Genomic DNA, 18,117 nt, shown 5'->3' with positions numbered 1-18,117 from the left:
CGAACTGATCTGCGATTTATCGCTGGGACCTTAGCATTGCGGCATGTCAGGCCGATGAACCGCTCATGCCGTCCCGCCCCATCGAGGAGACACTCTTGGTCGGCCTCTTGTCCAAGCGCCTCGCCCACGGCGCGCTGCTGCTGCTCTTCTCGGTCTTCCTGTCGTACGTCATCTCCTCGGCCGCGCTCAGCCCGCGCGCCTACTTCGAGGACCGCGAGCCGCGTCCGGCGGCCGCGACGGTCGACCACGAGCTCGCGCTGCTCGGCACCGACGACCGGACGCCGGTGCTTGAACGGTTCGCGCACTGGTCGTGGCGGGCATCCCACGGCGACCTCGGGCGCACCGTCGACGGGGGCTCGGTGGGCGCGGAGTTCGGCCGCAGGATCGGGGTGTCCACGCGGCTGCTGCTCGTCGGCACGCTGGTCGGCACGGGCCTGGGGGTGCTGGCCGGGCTGTGGGCGGCGGTGCGCCGCCGCCGCCTGCCCGACCGGGCGCTGACGGTCCTCTCCTTCCTGGTCCTCTCGGTGCCCACGTTCGTGCTCGCCCTGCTCTTCAAGGAGGGCGCGCTCTGGTTCAACCAGAGCGCGGGGCACACGGTGATCCGCTACACCGGCGAGCGCACCCCCGGCCTCACCGGCTCCACCGCCACCCACCTCAGGGACCGGGCGGTCCATCTGGCGCTGCCCGCCGCGACCGTGGCACTGGGGGCGATCGCCTCGTACAGCCGCTACCAGCGCGCCGCCACCCTGGACGTGCTCGGCGCCGACCACCTGCGCACCGCCCAGGCCAAGGGGCTCACTCCGGGCCGGGCGCTGCTGCGGCACGGCCTGCGCACCTCGCTGATCCCGCTGACCACCTTCTTCTCGTTCGGCTTTCTGACCCTGTTCACCGGGGCCGTGTTCACCGAGCAGATCTTCGGCTGGCCCGGCATGGGCAGCTGGTTCATGGAGTCGGCGCAGAAGGGCGACATCAACTCGGTGGTCGCGGTCAACCTGTTCGCGGCGGTGACCGTGCTGCTCGCGGGCTTCGTCGCGGACGTGCTGCACGCGCTGCTCGACCCGAGGGTGCGCCGGTGATGGGCGGGGAGGCCGTCGCCCCGCGCGGGCGCGCCGCCACGGCGGTGCGGGCCCTGCTGCGCTCCCCCCGGGCACTGAGCGGACTCGCGCTGATCGCGGGCCTGTTCGTGCTCGCGTACGCCGGGCCGTACGTGACCGGGTGGAGCTACACCGACATCGACTACACGGCGCTGCGCGGCGCCCCGAGCGCCGCGCACTGGATGGGCACCAGCCGCATCGGCCAGGACGTGTTCGCGCAGACGGTCCGCGGGTTGCAGAAGTCGCTGCTGATCGGGGCGCTGGTCGCGCTGGTGAGTACGGCGCTCGGGGCGGCGTTCGGCGCCTGCGCCGGGTACTTCGGGGGGTGGGTGGACCGGGCGCTGATGTTCGTGGTCGACCTGATGCTGGTGATCCCGGGCTTCCTGCTCCTGGTGCTGCTCGCGCCGCGGCTGCGCGGGCTCGGCTGGCCCGCGTTCGCCGGGCTCCTCGCCGCGCTCGGCTGGATGATCACGGCACGGGCGGTGCGGATCATGACGCTCTCGCTGCGCGAGCGGCCGTTCGTGACGGCCGCGCACCACATGGGCGTGGGACCGTTCCGGATCATCGTGCGGCACATCGTGCCGCATCTGGCCTCGTTCCTGATCACCGACGCGACGGTGGCGGTGGCCGCCGCCGTGATCAGCGAGACCGGCCTGTCCTACTTCGGGTTCGGGGTGCAGCCCCCGGACGTGTCCCTGGGCACGCTCATCGCCTCCGGCACCGACGTGGCCCTCACCTGCCCGTGGATGTTCTTCTTCCCGGCCGGGCTGCTGCTGGTCTTCGTCCTGGCCGTGCACCTGGTGGGCGACGCGCTGCGGGACGTGCTCGACCTCGGGTCCGACCGGGCAGAGGCGCTGCGGTGACGGCCCCCGCGGTGCTGGAGGTCGAGGACCTGCGCGTGTCCTACCCGGGCGCGGCGCGCGGGCCGCTGCCGGTCGTGCGCGGGGTCGGATTCGCGCTGCGGCGCGGCGAAGTGCTCGGCCTGGTCGGCGAGTCCGGGGCCGGCAAGACCGCGACCGCGCTCGCCCTGCTCGGGCTGCTGCCGCCGGGCGCGCGGGTGACCGGCTCGGTACGGCTGCTCGGCCAGGAGCTGGTGGGCCTGCCGTCGGGCGAGCTCGCCCGGCTGCGCGGGCGGCGCATCGCGATGGTGTTCCAGGACCCGCTCGCCGCCTTCAACCCGGTCCAGCGCCTGGGCGACCAGATCGGCGAGGCCCTGCGCATCCACCAACGGCCGCGCCCCACCAGGGAGTCGGCGCGCGCCCGCGCGTGCGAGCTCCTGGAGGGTGCGGGTGTGCCGGACCCGGACCGCGTCGCGCACTCCTACCCCCATGAGCTCTCCGGCGGCCTGCGCCAGCGCGCCATGATCGCCATGGCGATCGCCAACGACCCCGACGTGATCGTGGCCGACGAGCCCACCAGCGCCCTGGACGCCACCGTCCAGGCGCAGGTCCTCGACGCCCTGGAGAGCGCCCGCCGGGCGACCGGCGCGGCCCTGCTCCTGGTCAGTCACGATCTGGGCGTGATCGCGGGCGCCGCCGACCGGGTGGCCGTGATGTACGCGGGGCGGGTCGTCGAGACGGCTCCGGTGCACGCCCTGTTCGCCCGGCCCCGCATGCCGTACACGCTGGGCCTGCTCGGCTCGGTGCCTCGCCTCGACGCCGCCGTGCCGCTCACCCCGATACCCGGCGTCCCACCCGCGCCGGGCGGCACGGGCCCCGGCTGCTCGTTCGCCCCGCGCTGCCCGGTCGCGGCGCGGGAGTGCCGCACCGGCGAGCCCGAACTGGCGGGCGCGGGCGGCCACTTGGCGGCCTGTGTACGGCCGGGGGCTCTGGCCGGGCGGACGGCGCCGGACCTCTTCCCCGCCTCGGCCCCGCCGCACCGCACTCCCCCGGACGGCGCCCCGCTGCTGCGGGTTGAGGGCCTCGCCACGTCGTATCCCCTGCCCGGCCGTTCGGGGCCGCGGCTGCGTGGGCGTCCCCGTGCGGTGCGCAGGGTGCTGGAGCGGGTGGACCTGGAGGTGCGCCGGGGTGAGACGGTGGCCCTGGTCGGCGAGTCGGGCTCAGGCAAGACCAGCACCCTGCGGGAGATCGTCGCGCTCGCCGCCCCCGAGTCCGGGACGATCGAACTCGCCGGACACGACACTCGCGCGTTGAGCCGCGCCGATGTCCGCCGGCTGCGCGGCTCGGTGCAGATCCTGGTGCAGGATCCGATGGCCAGCCTGGACCCGAGGATGCGGGTGGCCGACATCGTCGCCGAGCCGTTGCGCGCCCAGCGCGCCCCGCGGCAGACCATCGCCGCGCGGGTGCCCGACCTCCTGCGGCGGGTCGGTCTCGACGCCTCGGACGCACAACGCCGCCCGCACGAGTTCTCCGGCGGCCAGCGCCAGCGCATCGCGCTCGCCCGGGCGCTCGCCGTGCGGCCCGACCTGCTGCTCCTGGACGAGCCGGTCTCCGCGCTCGACGTGTCCGTGCAGGCGGGCATCCTCGATCTGCTGCGGCGGCTGCGCGCGGAGCTGGGCCCGGCCTGCCTGTTCGTCACGCACGACCTGGCCGTGGTGCGGCAGATCGCCGACCGGGTGGTGGTGATGTACGCGGGCCGGACCGTGGAGAGCGGTCCGGTCGCCGAGGTGTACGCCTCCCCGCGGCACCCCTATACGCGCGCCCTGCTGTCCGCCGTCGCGCTGCCCGATCCGGTGGCCGAGCGGGCCCGCGCGAGGGTCGTGCTGCCGGGTGAACCCCCGGCGGCCGGGGAGCGGTCGGCGGGCTGCCGCTTCCGCGGCCGCTGCGCGGTGTACGCCGCGCTGGGCCCGGAGCGACGGGTGTGCGAGCGGGAGACTCCGACGCCCGGTGAAGTGGGCCCGGCGGTACGGCACACCGCGGCCTGCCACTTCCCGTACGACGCGAAGGGGGTGCCCCCCCGGCTCCGTGCGGAGCCGGGGGAACACCCCCCGGTGCGCTGAGAGTTCACCCCCGATGCGCCGCCACCGCGTCGCGGTAGACGCCCAGGGTCCGCTCGGCCACCCTGTCCCACGAGAAGTGCTCCACCGCCCGGGCCCGGCCCGCGCTGCCGAGCGCGGCGGCCCGCACCGGGTCCTCGACGAGGTCGTTGACGGCGTCGGCGAGGCCCGCGGCGAACTTGTCGGGGTCGACCGGCTCGCCCGTGGCGTCGGCCAGGGCCTCGAACGCGACGAGCCGTCCGGTCACCCCGTCGTCGACGACCTCGGGGATGCCGCCGACCGCGGAGGCCACGACCGGGGTCCCGCAGGCCATGGCCTCCAGGTTCACGATGCCCATCGGCTCGTACACCGACGGGCACACGAACACCGTTGCGTGAGTGAGGAGTTGACGTACGGAGGTCTGGTCCAGCATCCCGTCGATGCGGAAGACCCCCTGGCGTACGGCGCGCAGTTCCTCGACGAGTTCCGCCACCTCGGCGGCGATCTCGGGGGTGTCGGGCTGTCCGCAGCACAGCACCAGCTGGGCGTCGGAGCGCAGTCCGAACGCCGCCCGCAGCAGGTGCGGCAGCCCCTTCTGGCGGGTGACCCGGCCCACGAACAGCACGATGGGCAGCTCCGGGTCGATGCCGAACCGCTCCAGCGCGTCGCGGCGCGGATCGGGCCGGTAGGCCTCCGGGTCGATGCCGTTGTGGATGACGCGCACCCGTTCGGGCGGCACGTCGGGGTAGACGCGCAGGATGTCGTCGCGCATCGCGGCCGACACGGCGATCAGGGCCGACGCGGACTCAACGGCGGTGCGTTCCATCCAGCACGACAGGGCGTAGCCGCCGCCCAGTTGCTCGGCCTTCCAGGGCCGCAGCGGCTCCAGACTGTGCAGGGTCATGATGTGCGGCACGTCATGCAGCAGGGCCGCGAGGTTCCCGGCCATGTTCGCGTACCAGGTGTGGCTGTGCACGACGTCCGCTCCGGCGCAGTCGGCGGCCATCGCCGCGTCCGCCCCGAGGAATCCCAGTGCGGCGTCCGCCCCGGCGAGCCGCGCCGGTGGCTCGTATGCGTCGACGCCTGGTTCCGTTCTGGCCGCCCCCGAGCAGCGCACACGGACTTCGGCGAGCCGGCGCAGCCCCCGGGTCAGCTCGGCCACGTGAACGCCGGCGCCCCCGTACACCTCCGGCGGATATTCACGGGTGAGCAGGTCGATGCGCATTCCCTCTCCTACCGTTGTCGGCCACGAGGCGGTTCAGCAGCACGTTCCGCCGTTCGCGGGCACCGCTTCTATGCGGGAGTGGTCGCTGCCCGGCGATATCGACGTGGGTCCCGCTTCGAATATGAGGATCCCGCTGAGGAATACACCCACCGAGAATGCCGCGATGATGATCAGCCAAATCTGCTTCGATCCCATTGAAATAGCCCCTCCCCGGACGACTCAATTTGACTCGATGAGTCAACCAGGCGTGACCATTCGAGTCAAGTATTGGTTGTGCAATGCGCGATCATGGTCGTTACGGAGGCAGGAATTCCGAATCGCGCGGTGCGAGAGGGGTCGAAAGGAGCCAACGCGCCCACAGTTCTGCCCAGAGTTCAGGGGCTAAGCGCTTGCGGGCACCTGACATGCGAGTAGCATCGGTTGTAATGATCTGAGTCAAGCTCACCCCGCTCAACTCACTGCTCAACCTGTTGCTCAACCTGTTGCTCAAGGAGTCGCCGTGGATCACTCTGAGCCCCACTCGTCCGTCGGCCTGGGACAGCGCATCCGGGAGCTGCGGGTCCGGCGGGGACTGAAGCAGCAGGACCTCGCGTCGGAGGAGATCTCGACCAGCTACGTGTCGCTGATCGAGGCCGGCAAGCGGGCGCCGTCCGACGCGGTCCTCGGATCGCTCGCCACCAAGCTGGACTGCTCCACCGAGTACCTGCGCACCGGGCGCGACCAGCACGAGATGGAGGAGGCCCGGCTCAAGCTGGCCTTCGGCGACATGGCGCTGCGCAACGGAGCCGACGGCGAGGCACTGCAGACCTTCAGCGAACTCCTGGGCGGCACGCTGCCGTTGGACGACGCCATGAAGCGGCGGGCCCGCATGGGCCAGGCCGCGGCCCTGGAGAAGCTCGGCCGGCTGGAGGCCGCCATCCCGCTGCTCGAGGAGCTCTTCGCCGACCCCGCCCTGGCGGCGGGCTCGGACGAGTGGTCCCGCACGGCCGTGGCGCTGTCGCGCTGCTACCGCAACATGGGGGACATCACCGTCAGCATCGAGATCGGCGAGCGGGCCATGAGCAGGCTCGACGCGCTGGGACTCGATGTGACGGTGGATCACATCCAGCTCGGCTCGACCCTCATGGGCTCCTACCGGCTGCGCGGCGACCACGCCCGGGCCCATCTGCTGGCCCAGCGCCTCATCCCCATCGCCGAGAAGCAGGGCGCCCGGGCCTCGCGGGGCGCGGTGTACTGGAACGCGGGTCTGGTCGCCCAGTCGCGCGGGCAGCTGGCCGAGGCGCTGGCCCTGACCGAGCGGGCGCTGGCGATGATGGCCGAGGACGACAACGTGCGCCATGTCGCGATGCTCAAGATGAACTACGGCTGGCTGCTGCTCCAGACCGAGACGGGCGACGCCGCCCGGGCCAAGGACCTCCTGGAGGAGGCCCAGCAGTCGCTGGCGGAGTCCGGCAACGCCGACGAGCTCGCCCGCTGCGAGCTCAACCTCGCCAAGGCCGACACCATGCTCGGCAACTGGGACGAGGCGTCCGCCCACGCCGAGCGCGCCCTCGGCCTGCTCGGGACCGAACCCCGGGTGCTCGCGGTCTCCGCCCGTGCCGCGCTCGCCCAACTGCACTTCCTGCGCCAGGAGACCGACCTCGGCAAGCAGGTGCTGGACGCCGCCACCCGCCAGCTGCGGCACTTCCCGCCGTCCTACGAGACGGCCGCGTACTGGCGGGTCATCGGCGACCTCTGGAAGGGCGAGGGCTACACCAAGCAGGCCCTGGTCGCCTACGACGCCGCGCTGTCCGCGACCGGTCTCCAGCCCACGCCCAACCCCCGCGACGCGCTCAGCGAGCAGAACGCGCGCTAGCCGCCGAAGCCGTCACCACCCCGAGGACCCGGTCGCGCAGCACCTCCATCGCGGCCGGGTCCTCGGCCTCCACATGGATGCGTACCAGCGGGGCGGTACGCGCCGCCCGCACGTTGAACCAGGAGCCGTCGCCGAACTCCCCCGTGACGCCGTCGAGATGATCGAGCGCGGCGGTGGCCGCGAAGTGCGCGGTGACGCGGTGCAGCGCCGCCACGGGGTCCTCGACGCGGACGCCGATCTCGCCGGAGCGGGGGTAGCGGTCGTGTCCGGCCGCCAGCTGCGACAGCGTGCGTCCCGACTGTCCGAGCTCCGCCACCAGGTGCAGGGCGGCGAGCATGGCGGAGTCGGCGCACCAGAAGTCGCGGAAGTAGTAGCGGCCCGCGTGGCCGCCGCCGAAGGCCGCGTCCTGTTCGGCCATCAGGGAACGGATGGCCGAGCGGCCGACCCGGCAGCGCAGCGGGATGCCGCCGGCCGCCTCGACCGCCTCCACGGCGGAGCGCGAGGTGATGAGGTCGTGGACCACCGCGGCACCCGGGCGCCGGGCGAGTTCCCGGGCCGCGACCAGGGCGATGACGGCGGCGGACGGGACGGGCGCGCCGTGCTCGTCCACGGCGCGGCAGCGGTCCGCGCCCGCGTCGAAGGCGAGCCCCAGGTCCGCGCCGGCGCGGCGCACCCACTGCGCGAGGTCCCCCGTCGTCTGTCCGCCGCGCGCGCCGGGCCGCTCGAAACGCACGGGCACGAGCTCGACGGCATGGTGGTGCAGCACCCGGGGCGCGGTGAGCGCGGCCATGCCGTGGCCCGCGTCGACCACCACCTTCAGGCGGCGGATGCCGGACAGATCGACCAGGGACCGCAGATGGCAGGCGTAGTCGTCGAGCACCGGAGCGGGGACCACGGAGCCCGGCAGCTCGGCCATCGGCGGTCGCGGGCCGGCCAGCCGCGCCCGGATCGCCTCCAGCCCGCTGCCCTCGGCGACCGGCACGGCGCCGGGGCCGCACAGCCGGATGCCGTGGGGCGCCCCGGGCCCCTGCCCGGCCGTGACCAGGGCGCCCGGCACCTCCAGGTACCCGCAGAGATAGGTCAGGCAGTCGGCGGGGCCGGGACCGGCGTCCAAGACGTCGGCGCCCTGGTCGAGGACGCCCTGGGCGAAGGCGTCCGCGAGGGCCGGTGAACAGCCCCGCGCGTCGTGTGCCACCGCGATCACCGGCACCCCGGTGAGCAGCGCGAACGCGGCGCCCGCCCGGTAGGAGCCGCCCTGGTCGAGTTCGTCGGGCACCCGGCCGCGGATGCCGTGCGCCCCCACGATCCGCTCGGCCGTGCCGCGTGTCTCACTCATCGTCGCCCTCCGCAACGTCGGGGACCGGCCGCAGCCAGAAGGTGCCCAGCGGCGGCAGGGTCAGGGCAGCGCTCCGCGCGCGGCCGTGCCAGGAGACCGGCTCGGGCACGATGACCCCGGGGTTCAGCACCCCGCTGCCGCCATAACGCTCCGCGTCGCTGTTGAGGACCTCCGTCCAGGCGGCGGCCTCCGGGAGCCCGATGCGGTAGCCGGTGCGGACCACCGGGGAGAAGTTGCAGACGACCACCAGGGGTCGCCCCTCGGCGTCGTACCGCACGAACGACAGCACGTTGTCCTCGGCGCGCGATCCGTCGATCCACGAGAAGCCCGCGGGGTCGCTGTCGAGCTGCCACAGGGCGGGGGTGACGCTGTAGACCTGGTTCAGATCGCTGATCAGGGAGCGGATGCCGCGGTGGTCGCGGTGGGCCGGCCACTTCTCGTCCAGGACCCACCACTGCGGGCCCCGGTCGTGGTCGAATTCCTCGCCCTGCCCGAACTCCTGTCCCATAAAGAGGAGTTGCTTTCCCGGGTGGGCCCACATGTACCCCAGGCAGGAGCGCAGATTCGCGCGCTGCTGCCACCAGTCCCCCGGCATCTTGGCGACCAGTGAGCGCTTGCCGTGGACGACCTCGTCGTGCGAGAGCGGCAGCAGATAGGCCTCGCTGTATGCGTACACCATCGAGAAGGTCAACTCGTCGTGGTGATAGGCGCGGTGGACCGGGTCGCGCGCGACATAGCCGAGCGAGTCGTGCATCCAGCCCATGTTCCACTTGAGGTCGAAGCCGAGCCCGCCGAATCCGTCCGCGCCGACTTCGTAGGTGGGCCGCGTCACACCGGGCCAGGACGTCGACTCCTCGGCGATGGTGAGGGCGCCCGGGGCCCGGCGGCGCACAGTATCGGTCATTTCCTGCAGGAAGGCGACGGCCGCCAGGTTTTCCCGTCCGCCGAGCTCATTGGGGCTCCAGCCGCCCTCCTGCCGGGAATAGTCGAGGTAGAGCATCGAGGCGACGGCGTCCACGCGCAGCGCGTCCACATGGAATTCGGTGCACCAGTAGACGGCGTTGGCGACCAGGAAGTTGCGTATCTCGCGGCGGCCGTAGTCGAATTCCAGGGTGCCCCAGTCCGGATGGTGGGCGCGCCGGGGGTCGGCGGGCTCGTAAAGGGGTTCGCCGTCGAATCGGGAAAGGGCGAACTCGTCCTTCGGGAAGTGCGCCGGCACCCAGTCCGCGATGACCCCGATCCCGGCGCCGTGCAGCGCGTCCACGAGGTAGCGGAAGTCGTCGGGGGTGCCCAGGCGCGCGGTGGGAGCGTAGTAGCCGGTCACCTGGTAGCCCCAGGAGCCGCCGAAGGGATGTTCCATCACCGGCATGAATTCCACATGTGTGAACCCGAGGTCGGCGACGTATTTCGGCAACTCCTCGGCGAGTTCGCGGTAGCCGAGGCCGGGCCGCCATGACGGGATGTGGACCTCGTAGACCGACATCGGACGCTGCCGGCAGTCCTCCCCGCCACGCCGCGCCATCCACTCGGCGTCGCCCCACACGTACGAGGACTCGTACACGACGGAGGCGGTCGCGGGCGGGCACTCGGTGGCGCGGGCCAGCGGGTCGGCCTTCTGGAGCATGCGGCCGTCACGCGTGTGGATCTCGTACTTGTAGACGGTGCCGGGTCCGGCGCCGGGCACGAACAGCTCCCACACGCCGCTGGAGCCGAGCGAGCGCATGGGGTGCGCGGTGCCGTTCCAGCCGTTGAAGTCGCCGATGACACGCACCCCCTGGGCGTTGGGGGCCCACACGGCGAAGCCGGTGCCCTGGACGCCGTCGAGGGTGCGGGGGCGGGCCCCGAGGGCCTGCCACAGCTCCCAGTGCCGGCCCTCGGAGATGAGGTGCAGATCGAGGTCGCCCAGGGTGGGCAGGAAGCGGTAGCCGTCCTCGTGGCTCTCCTCCCGCTCGCCGTAGGCGACGTGCAGTCGGTAGGCGGGCACCTCGGCCCCCGGCAGCAGCCCGGTGAACAGCCCGTCGCGCTGGTGGGCCAGCTCGATGCGGGCGCCGTCCGCGGTGACCGCCGCGACGGACCGGGCGAGCGGGCGGAGCACCCTGACCGCGACCCCGTCCGCCACCGGGTGTGCGCCGAGCACGGCGTGCGGGTCGTGGTGCGCACCCGCCAGCAGCCGGTCGAGTTCGGCCTCGGCCATACGGGTCGTCAAGTGCCGCGTCTGGAGCACGGGTTGGGGTTCCTCTCAGGGTCGGCGGGAGCCCGCAAGCCGGTGGACGGCGGCCAGCGGGACGGGCAGCAGGGCCGGGCGGTGCCGCGCCTCGTACACGGCCTCGTACACCGCCTTGTCGGCCTCGAAGGCGCGCAGCGGAACGGGCCGGCAGGAGGGGTCGGCGCCGCCCGCCGCCCGGTAGCCGTCGCAGAACGCGCGCCGGTTGCGGACGGCCCAGGCGTGGGCCCGGCGGGTGCGCCGCAGCCGCGGCCCCGGCCCCCCGTCGGGGGACCGCTCCTGCACGTCGGCGAGTGCGGTGCGGGCGGCGTAGTCGAAGGAGCGCAGCAGGGAGGCGACGTCGCGCAGCGCCGGCCGCGGCCGGGTCCGCTCGGCGGCCGGGGTGGCGGGCTGGCCCTCGAAGTCGATGATCCGCCAGCCGTCCGCGGTCCGCAGCGCCTGCCCCAGGTGCAGGTCGCCGTGGACGCGTTGGGCGGTCATGGGGCAGCCGCGGGCGGCGAGGGCCGCGTAGTCCTCGTACAGGGCGCACAGGGCGGTGCGGTAGCGGGCCAGCGCGGGCACCTCGGTGATCGCGTCGCTCAGTCGGCGCACCATGTCGGCCGCGTCGTCGGCCACCTCGCCCGGCCCGAGCAGGGTGCGCGGGAAGGCCTCGGCGAGCGCGGTGTGCACCTCGGCGACGGCCTGGCCGAGGGTGCGGGCGTGCGCGGTGAAGCCGCCGGTGGCCGGGACGGTGCGGCAGCTCCCCTCGATGCAGTCGGCGGCGTGCCGCACCGCGCTCTCCCACCCGTCGGCCTCGGCGGGCAGGAAGTCCTCCACGAGCCCGAGCACCAGGCCCTCGCCGCCCGGCGCGTCCGTGTGCAGCGCGCCGTGCGGGCGGGGGGTGCGGGCGCACCGCCGGTCGGCGAGTGCGCGCAGGGCCTCGATCTCGGCGTGCGGGCCCGGTTCCGGCCGGCGGTAGAGCTTGAGCAGCAGCCGGTCGCCGTACGCCACCGTGCTGTTGCTCTGCTCGGCGGTCAGCGCGCGCGGCACGAGACCGACGGGCAGCGGCAGCCCCGAGGTGCGCTCCAGGCGCAGCCCGCCGGTCCGGTCGCGCACCGCCAGGGTGCGCAGGAGCACGCCGAGCAGCGCCGGATCCTCGACGGCCTCGTACAGCGTCCAACCCCGCCACGGCCCGTCCGGCACCCCGCCGATGGCGGACGGCGCGAGGCGGGCGGGCAGCTCCGGGCGCACTCCGAGCAGCAGCTGGTAGAGCCGCTCGGTGCCGTCGGCGTGGCGGGCCCGCAGCACGGCGTGGACCAGGGCCGGGGACTGCTCCCGTACGACGGTGACGGCCACCGGGTCCAGGGCGGTGAGCGGGCCGCCGCCGCCCGCGAACCAGCGCCGGGTGGTGAGCCACGGTGCGAGCGCGGGCAGCAGCGGGGCGAGGACCGGCTCGGTGGCGGTGACGCTCACGGCGTGCGCCCCTCGGTGAGCGGGGTCAGCAGATGGGCGGGCGAGCGTCCCGGCTCCAGGCGTACGTAGGTGTGCGGGTGCCAGGTGTGGAGGTCGCCGGTGAGCTCGTCGCGCACCGTCAGGGTGCCGTCTCCGGGCAGCCCGAGCGAGGCGAGGTCGAAGGACACGGTGCCCTCGCTCGCGTGGTGCGGGTCCAGGTTGACGACCGCGAGGACGGTGTCGGTGCCGCCGTCCGCCCGCCCCACCTGCTTGGAGTAGGCGAGGAGTTGGTCGTGGTCGGTGGGGTGGAAGCGGAGGTTGCGCAGTTCCTGGAGGGCGGGGTGGGCGCGGCGCAGCTCGTTGAGGCGGGTGATCAGCGGGGCGATGGTGGCGCCCTCGGCCTCGGCGGCGGCCCAGTCGCGGGGGCGCAGTTCGTACTTCTCCGAGCGGGCGTAGTCCTCGGTGCCCGCCTCCAGCGCCTCGCCCTCGCACAGCTCGTAGCCCGCGTACACGCCCCACGTCGGGGCGAGCGTGGCGGCGAGCACCGCGCGGGTCTCGAAGGCGGGCCTGCCGCCGTCCTGGAGGTAGGCGTGCAGGATGTCGGGGGTGTTCACGAACAGGTTGGGGCGCAGGAAGCCGGAGCTGTCGCGGCTGAGTTCGGTGCCGTACTCGGTCAGCTCCTCCTTGGTGTTCTTCCAGGTGAAGTACGTGTACGACTGCTGGAAGCCGGCCTGCGCGAGGGCGTGCACCATGGCGCGCCGGGTGAACGCCTCGGCGAGGAAGACCACGTCGGGGTCGGTGGCGGTGACCGCGGCGATGACCCGCTCCCAGAAGGCGACCGGCTTGGTGTGCGGGTTGTCGACGCGGAAGATGCGCACGCCCTGGGCGATCCAGTGGCGCAGGATCCGCACGGTCTCGGCGACGAGCCCCTCGAAGTCCGTGTCGAAGTCGAGGGGGTGGATGTCCTCGTACTTCTTCGGCGGGTTCTCGGCGGAGGCGATGGTGCCGTCCGCGCGGTGGGTGAACCACTCGGGGTGCTGGGTCAGCCAGGGGTGGTCGGGTGAGCACTGGAGCGCGAAGTCCAGGGCCACCTCCATTCCCAACTCCCCGGCCTTCCTGACGAATTGGCGGAAGTCGTCGAGGGTGCCGAGCGCGGGGTGGACGGCGTCGTGCCCGCCGTCGGCCGAGCCGATCGCCCAGGGCGAGCCCACGTCGTCGGGACCCGCGGTGAGCGCGTTGTCCGGGCCCTTGCGGTGGCTGCGCCCGATGGGGTGGATCGGCGGCAGATACACCACGTCGAACCCCATCGCGGCGACCGCGGGCAGGCGCAGGGCCGCGGTCTTGAACGTGCCGCTGACGGGCGCCTGTCCCGGGGTGAGCACCGCCCCCTCGGAGCGCGGGAACAGCTCGTACCAGGAACCCACGAGTGCGCGCCGGCGCTCGACGAGCAGGGGCAGCGGCCGGGAGACGGTGACCAGTTCGCGCAGCGGACGGGCGTCCAGCGCGGCGATCACCTTCGGGTCGGTGGTCGCGGCGAGCCGACGGGGGGTGGGGCTCGCTTCGTCGCGGAGCGCCCCTGCCGCCGCTGTCACCGCCTCCCGGCGGTCCTTGTCCGGGATCGCGAGGGCGGCCCGCTCGTGCAGCAGGGCCCCTTCGGCGAGGGTGAGCTCCACATCGACCCCGGCGGAGATCTTCAGCTGTGCGTCGCGGCGCCAGGTGCCGACGGGGTCGGCCCAGGCCTCCACGGTGTAGGTCCAGAGCCCGGTGGTGTCCGGGACGACGGTGGCCTCCCAGCGGTCGGCGTCGGCGTCGACCAGCACCATCGGGATCCACGGGCCCGGCCGTCCCGCCGGGTCGCGCAGCACCACGTTGGCGGCCACCAGACCGCTGCCCTCGCGGAAGACGGTGGCCCCGATGGTCACGCTCTCACCGGTCACGGCCTTGGCGGGGGCCGTGCCGCCGCGCACCTGCGGGGTGACGTCGAGGACCGGGATCCGGGCGGGGCGGGGCGCGAGCGGGGTGGCGGCGCGCGCGGAGGTCATGGAGGTCATCGGGCGCTCCTCACGGCAGCCCCGCGGGCCGGGCCGCGCCGGTCCGCGAGGAGGTCGATGATGGTGCGGGCGAACAGATGGCAGTGGGCGCCGGTCCGCGCGGTCACCAGGTCGTCGTGGACCACCACGTCCTGGTCGACGTACTCGCCGCCCATGTTGCGCAGGTCGCCCAGGAGGTTGTTGTGGACGACCGCCTTGCGCCCGCGGATCAGTGAGGGGACCGGGGCGGCCAGCCACATGCCGTGGCAGATGATGCCCTTGACGATCGCCGGGTCGTTGAACGCCCGGCGCAGGAAGGTGGCGGCGGGCGGCAGCCGGTCCGGGTCCTCGGTGTAGCGCAGCCGGTCGGAGACCATCCCGGAGGGGACGATCACCGCGGAGAACTCCTTGAGCGCGAACTCGTCGATGTCCTCGAAGGAGCGGGTCACCTCGAACGGCATCCGGTGCTCGTGCCCGGTGAACGTCATCCGGTCCTGGCCCCACAGCCGGGTCAGGAAGTGCACCTCGGCGCCTTCCTCGGGAAAGCGGTGCTGGTAGTAGAGGATCTCCGGTTCGTAGAAGTCGCTCTCCATCAGGACGGCGATCCTGTGGCCGGTGAGTCGCACGGCTACTCCCTCCCCCGGCCGGTCACCAGGTCGATGAGAAACGGTCCCGGGGTCTGTAGCGCCTCGGCGACGGCCGCCCCGGCCTGGCCGGGCTTGTCGACGCGCACGGCCGGTACGCCCAGGGCCTTGGCGAGGCCGGTGAAGTCGATGGCGGGCCGGCTCAGGTCGAAGATCTCGGGGTGGTCGTGGGCGGGGACGTCCACCGAGCGCCAGTACTGCTCGATGTTGTCCTCGAGGAGCTTGTAGCTGCTGTTGTTGCAGATGACGAACTTGGCGCCGATCCCGTAGCGGGCCGCCGTCCACAGCGCCTGGACGGTGTACATCGAGCCGCCGTCGCCGGTGAAGGCGACGACCGCCTTGTCCTGGTGGGCGAGCTGGGCGCCGATCGCGCCCGGGATGCCGACGCCGAGGGAGCCGCCGCGGGTCTGGAACCAGTGCCCGGGCCGGGTGGGCGGCAGGTGGCGGAAGAGGTCGGGCGAGGCGGTGAGCGCCTCGTCGAACAGGATCGCGTCCTCGGGGAGCTGGCGGGCCAGCTCCTGCGCGAAGGCGGTGGTGGGCAGGGCCAGCGGGTCGAGCGCCGCCTCGTTCTTCTGCTGGTTCGCGGCGAGTTCGTAGGACCGCTCGGCGGCCCGGCGCCGCAGCCACTCCTCGGCCCGCCGACGGCTCTCGGGGCTCATCCGGGCCTCCAGGGCCTCGGCGAGGGCGGCCAGGGTGTGCTTCGGGTCGGCGACGAGTCCGAGGCTCACGGGGAAGTTCTTGGCGATGGCGTCGGTGTCCAGGTCGATGTGGACGACCGGGGCGCCCGGCGCGAAGACCCCGTCCAGGGCCGGGTACACCTCGGGCAGGGCGTAGGTGCCCACGATGAGGACGGCGTCGGCGGCCGCGGTGACCCGGCGGCTGTTCTCGCCGAACATGTGGCCCAACTGCCCCGCGTACGCCGGATGTTCGACCGACAGGTTGACCTCGGACCAGTCGGCGCCCCACACCTCGGCGCCCCAGGTCTGGGCGAGGCGGGCGAGCTCCTGCTGGGCGCCGGAGAAGTGCACCCCGTCCCCGGCGATGACGATCGGGCGCTCGGCGCCGGCGAGCAGCGCGGCCACCCGGCCCAGCGCCTGGGGGCCGGGGGTGCTCGCGGTGTCGAGGTGGGTGACCGGCACGGCCTCCTCGGTGGTGGGCCGGTCCATCACGTCGGCGGGCAGCACCACGAGCACCGGGCCGTAGGGGGGTGTGCCGGCCACCTTGAAGGCGCGGCGCAGGGTCCGCAGCGTGGACTCGGGGTCCACGACACGGGTGGCCCACTTGGTGACCGGCTCGGCCATGGCCACCAGATCGGCGGCCATCTGCGCTTCCATGTTGTCGTAGCGCAGACCGGCCTCGCCGGCGATCACCACGAGCGGGGCGTGTCCCCGTTTGGCCTGGTAGAGCATGCCGATGCCGTTGCCGAGGCCCACTCCGGTGTGGAGCTGGACCACGGTGGGGCGCCGGGTGGCCCGCGCGTATCCGTCCGCCATGCCGACGGCGACGGCCTCCTGCAGCGCGAGAACGTACTCGATGGAGGGGAAGTGGCGCAGTTCGTCGAGGAATCCCTGCTCGACCGTGCCGGGGTTGCCGAACATGTACCGGACCCCGTCGGCCTGCAGCTGTTCGAGCATCGCGACCCGCGCGGGCCTGCTGACCATGGTGTGCTCACCTCTCGTGCGGAACGGGAACTGCCGTGCGCCTTCGGTCAGTTGGTGAGGTAACCCCACTGCCGCAGGCCGTTCTCCAGAACCTCGACGACCTTCTGGCCGGTGAGGTAGGAGTCGGGGGTGGACCGCCCGGTGATGAACGGGTAGTCGACGATGACCGAGGTCTCCTTGCCGAAGTTGCCGTGGTAGGCACCGCCCGGCGCGGTGGCGTCGCGCAGGATGTACTCCAGCGGGTACGGCGGCGGGCCGATGACGAAGTCGGTGCCCATGAAGCCGGTGCCGTCCTTGTAGTCGTACTCGATGCAGTGCCCGGTGACGTGCTTGCCTCGGATGATGCTGGTGCGGTCCTCCTGGTCGCGGGCGAAGGCGAGGGCGGCGACGCCGTAGCACTCGGCCGCGATCGGCCGGTCGAGGGCGTGGAAGGCGAGGATCAGGTCGTGCACCCGCCAGTTGTTGGCGAGGTCGACGATGGGGCCGCTGCCGCCGACGATGAGCAGCGCGTCGTAGCGCCCCGCGATCTGCTCGCGGACCTGCTCCAGGCGGGTGTTGTAGGCCTCCCAGTCGCGCAGGAAGTACGGCTTGCTGCGGTAGGGGCGGTCGGGCAGCCAGGACGACAGGTCCAGCGGGTCGTCGAGCCGGTCCGAGCTGTCGATGGCGCGGACCTTGGCGGCCATGTCGGGCGTGGTGACCGAGCGGCCGAGCGGCGGGTCGATGTAGTCGGGGTCCATGCTCGGCGGCAGGGCCGGGGCCCGCTTGCCGGTCGGCGTCGCGAAGCTGACGTGATAGCCGGCCTTGTCGAACGTCTCCAGGGGGCCGATCAACTCCTCGCCCCAGTAACCGTATTCGGACAGGACGACGAGGATGCGCTTGCTCACGGGAGTTCCTCTCCTTGGGGGGTTCCACGTGGTGCCGGGGTCCTGTCTAGATCCGCGCGCCCGGCCGGGACCAGCCCTTGACGGCCCGGCGCACGGACATCCACAAGTGGGCGGACGGACTACGGCATGTCGCGCTCAGGCCCAGGCCACAGGGGGTGTGACGACCCAACACCCCTTCCAGGAAGCCGAGTTGCCGCAGCCCGTACGACGACTTCACGCAGTGCGTGCCGGCCGGACGGCGGGCCGTGCGCGGCCGGGACCCGCCGTGCCGGAATCGGGGTGCGGCACCCCGCCCCGGGCGCCGCGCCGAGTCGTGCCGCGGGCCCCGGGCCCACGGCACCGGAAGGGAGTCAGCCATGACGGCCGAAAAGACCGCGCCCGGCACGGGCATCGCCGCGTTCGTCCAGCACTGGTTCGACATTCTCAGCAGCCACGAGCCCGTCGAGGAGCTCCTCGCCCATGTCGTCGACGACGGCCTGGAGATGGTCTTCCCCGAACGCACCCTGCGCAGCCACGCCGACTTCCGCGACTGGTACGAGGTGGTCGGCGAGACCTTCACCGACCAGAGCCACGTGGTCGAGCGCCTGGAGGCCACCGAGGACGGCACCGGCGTCGACATCTCGCTGACCGTCGTGTGGACGGCCAAGCTGACCTCCGACGGCTCGGTCAGCTCGTTCCGCATCGGACAGACCTGGCGCCTGACGCGCGAGGCCGGCACCGGACGGCCGCTCATCACCGGCTACCGCGTCGGCGACCTCGACCCGGCCTGAGCCCCGATCCCGCCGACCAAGGAGAGAC

13 protein-coding genes are annotated in these 18,117 nt (G+C 73.1%); 5 read left to right on the top strand and 8 right to left on the bottom strand.

What is annotated here, in order from left to right; genetic code table 11:
* The first annotated feature begins 95 nt into the window (after positions 1-95).
* Genes DT019_RS10300 through DT019_RS10290 form a run of 3 tightly spaced genes read left to right on the top strand, consistent with a single transcriptional unit; the run spans position 96 to position 4,053 of the window.
* On the top strand, positions 96-1,076 hold the full coding sequence (locus DT019_RS10300; RefSeq protein ID WP_114036550.1) for an ABC transporter permease: 981 nt from the start codon (positions 96-98) through the stop codon (positions 1,074-1,076).
* Positions 1,076-1,957 carry an ABC transporter permease gene (locus tag DT019_RS10295; protein WP_114036402.1) on the top strand — a complete coding sequence of 294 codons (882 nt, stop codon included), beginning with the start codon at positions 1,076-1,078 and terminating at the stop codon, positions 1,955-1,957. The genes DT019_RS10300 and DT019_RS10295 overlap by 1 nt, the downstream gene beginning before the upstream one ends.
* On the top strand, positions 1,954-4,053 hold the full coding sequence (locus tag DT019_RS10290) for an ABC transporter ATP-binding protein (protein ID WP_114036401.1): 2,100 nt from the start codon (positions 1,954-1,956) through the stop codon (positions 4,051-4,053). Before DT019_RS10295 ends, DT019_RS10290 begins: the two co-directional genes overlap by 4 nt.
* Before the next feature lie 4 nt (positions 4,054-4,057).
* On the opposite strand, the gene glgA is transcribed toward DT019_RS10290, so the two are convergent.
* Positions 4,058-5,254 (bottom strand): glycogen synthase, encoded by a 1,197-nt coding sequence (gene glgA / locus DT019_RS10285; protein WP_114036400.1) that lies wholly within the window; start codon positions 5,252-5,254, stop codon positions 4,058-4,060.
* A 499-nt stretch (positions 5,255-5,753) separates the two neighbouring features.
* Here glgA and DT019_RS10280 point away from each other — a divergent pair, with 499 nt between their 5' ends.
* Positions 5,754-7,109, top strand: a complete 1,356-nt coding sequence (locus DT019_RS10280) for a helix-turn-helix domain-containing protein (RefSeq protein WP_114036399.1) — start codon at positions 5,754-5,756, stop codon at positions 7,107-7,109.
* On the opposite strand, the gene manB is transcribed toward DT019_RS10280, so the two are convergent.
* Genes manB through DT019_RS10245 form a run of 7 tightly spaced genes read right to left on the bottom strand, consistent with a single transcriptional unit; the run spans position 7,087 to position 17,319 of the window.
* A complete protein-coding gene (gene manB, locus DT019_RS10275; RefSeq protein WP_114036398.1) occupies positions 7,087-8,445 on the bottom strand; it encodes a phosphomannomutase/phosphoglucomutase in 1,359 nt (452 codons plus the stop codon). The genes DT019_RS10280 and manB overlap by 23 nt on opposite strands.
* Positions 8,438-10,669, bottom strand: coding sequence for a 1,4-alpha-glucan branching protein GlgB (gene glgB, locus DT019_RS10270; protein ID WP_411292696.1), 2,232 nt, complete (start codon positions 10,667-10,669; stop codon positions 8,438-8,440). Before glgB ends, manB begins: the two co-directional genes overlap by 8 nt.
* Before the next feature lie 15 nt (positions 10,670-10,684).
* On the bottom strand, positions 10,685-12,121 hold the full coding sequence (locus tag DT019_RS10265) for a maltokinase N-terminal cap-like domain-containing protein (RefSeq protein ID WP_114036396.1): 1,437 nt from the start codon (positions 12,119-12,121) through the stop codon (positions 10,685-10,687).
* Positions 12,118-14,151, bottom strand: coding sequence for an alpha-1,4-glucan--maltose-1-phosphate maltosyltransferase (locus DT019_RS10260; RefSeq protein WP_114036395.1), 2,034 nt, complete (start codon positions 14,149-14,151; stop codon positions 12,118-12,120). The genes DT019_RS10265 and DT019_RS10260 overlap by 4 nt, the downstream gene beginning before the upstream one ends.
* Complete coding sequence (locus DT019_RS10255) at positions 14,148-14,756, bottom strand: DJ-1/PfpI family protein (protein ID WP_114036394.1); 609 nt, start codon at positions 14,754-14,756, stop codon at positions 14,148-14,150. The genes DT019_RS10260 and DT019_RS10255 overlap by 4 nt, the downstream gene beginning before the upstream one ends.
* 2 nt (positions 14,757-14,758) lie before the next feature.
* Positions 14,759-16,435: a thiamine pyrophosphate-binding protein gene (locus DT019_RS10250; RefSeq protein WP_114036393.1), complete on the bottom strand. Its 1,677-nt coding sequence runs from the start codon at positions 16,433-16,435 to the stop codon at positions 14,759-14,761.
* 47 nt (positions 16,436-16,482) lie between these two features.
* Positions 16,483-17,319, bottom strand: a complete 837-nt coding sequence (locus tag DT019_RS10245; RefSeq protein ID WP_114036392.1) for a type 1 glutamine amidotransferase domain-containing protein — start codon at positions 17,317-17,319, stop codon at positions 16,483-16,485.
* Between the two features lie 356 nt (positions 17,320-17,675).
* Between DT019_RS10245 and DT019_RS10240 the strand changes: the two genes are divergently transcribed.
* Positions 17,676-18,089, top strand: coding sequence for a nuclear transport factor 2 family protein (locus DT019_RS10240; RefSeq protein ID WP_114036391.1), 414 nt, complete (start codon positions 17,676-17,678; stop codon positions 18,087-18,089).
* Positions 18,090-18,117: the final 28 nt, after the last annotated feature.

This window comes from Streptomyces sp. SDr-06 (assembly GCF_003324565.1).
GTDB lineage: Bacteria > Actinomycetota > Actinomycetes > Streptomycetales > Streptomycetaceae > Streptomyces.
This window is presented reverse-complemented; position numbering and strand designations above follow the sequence as displayed.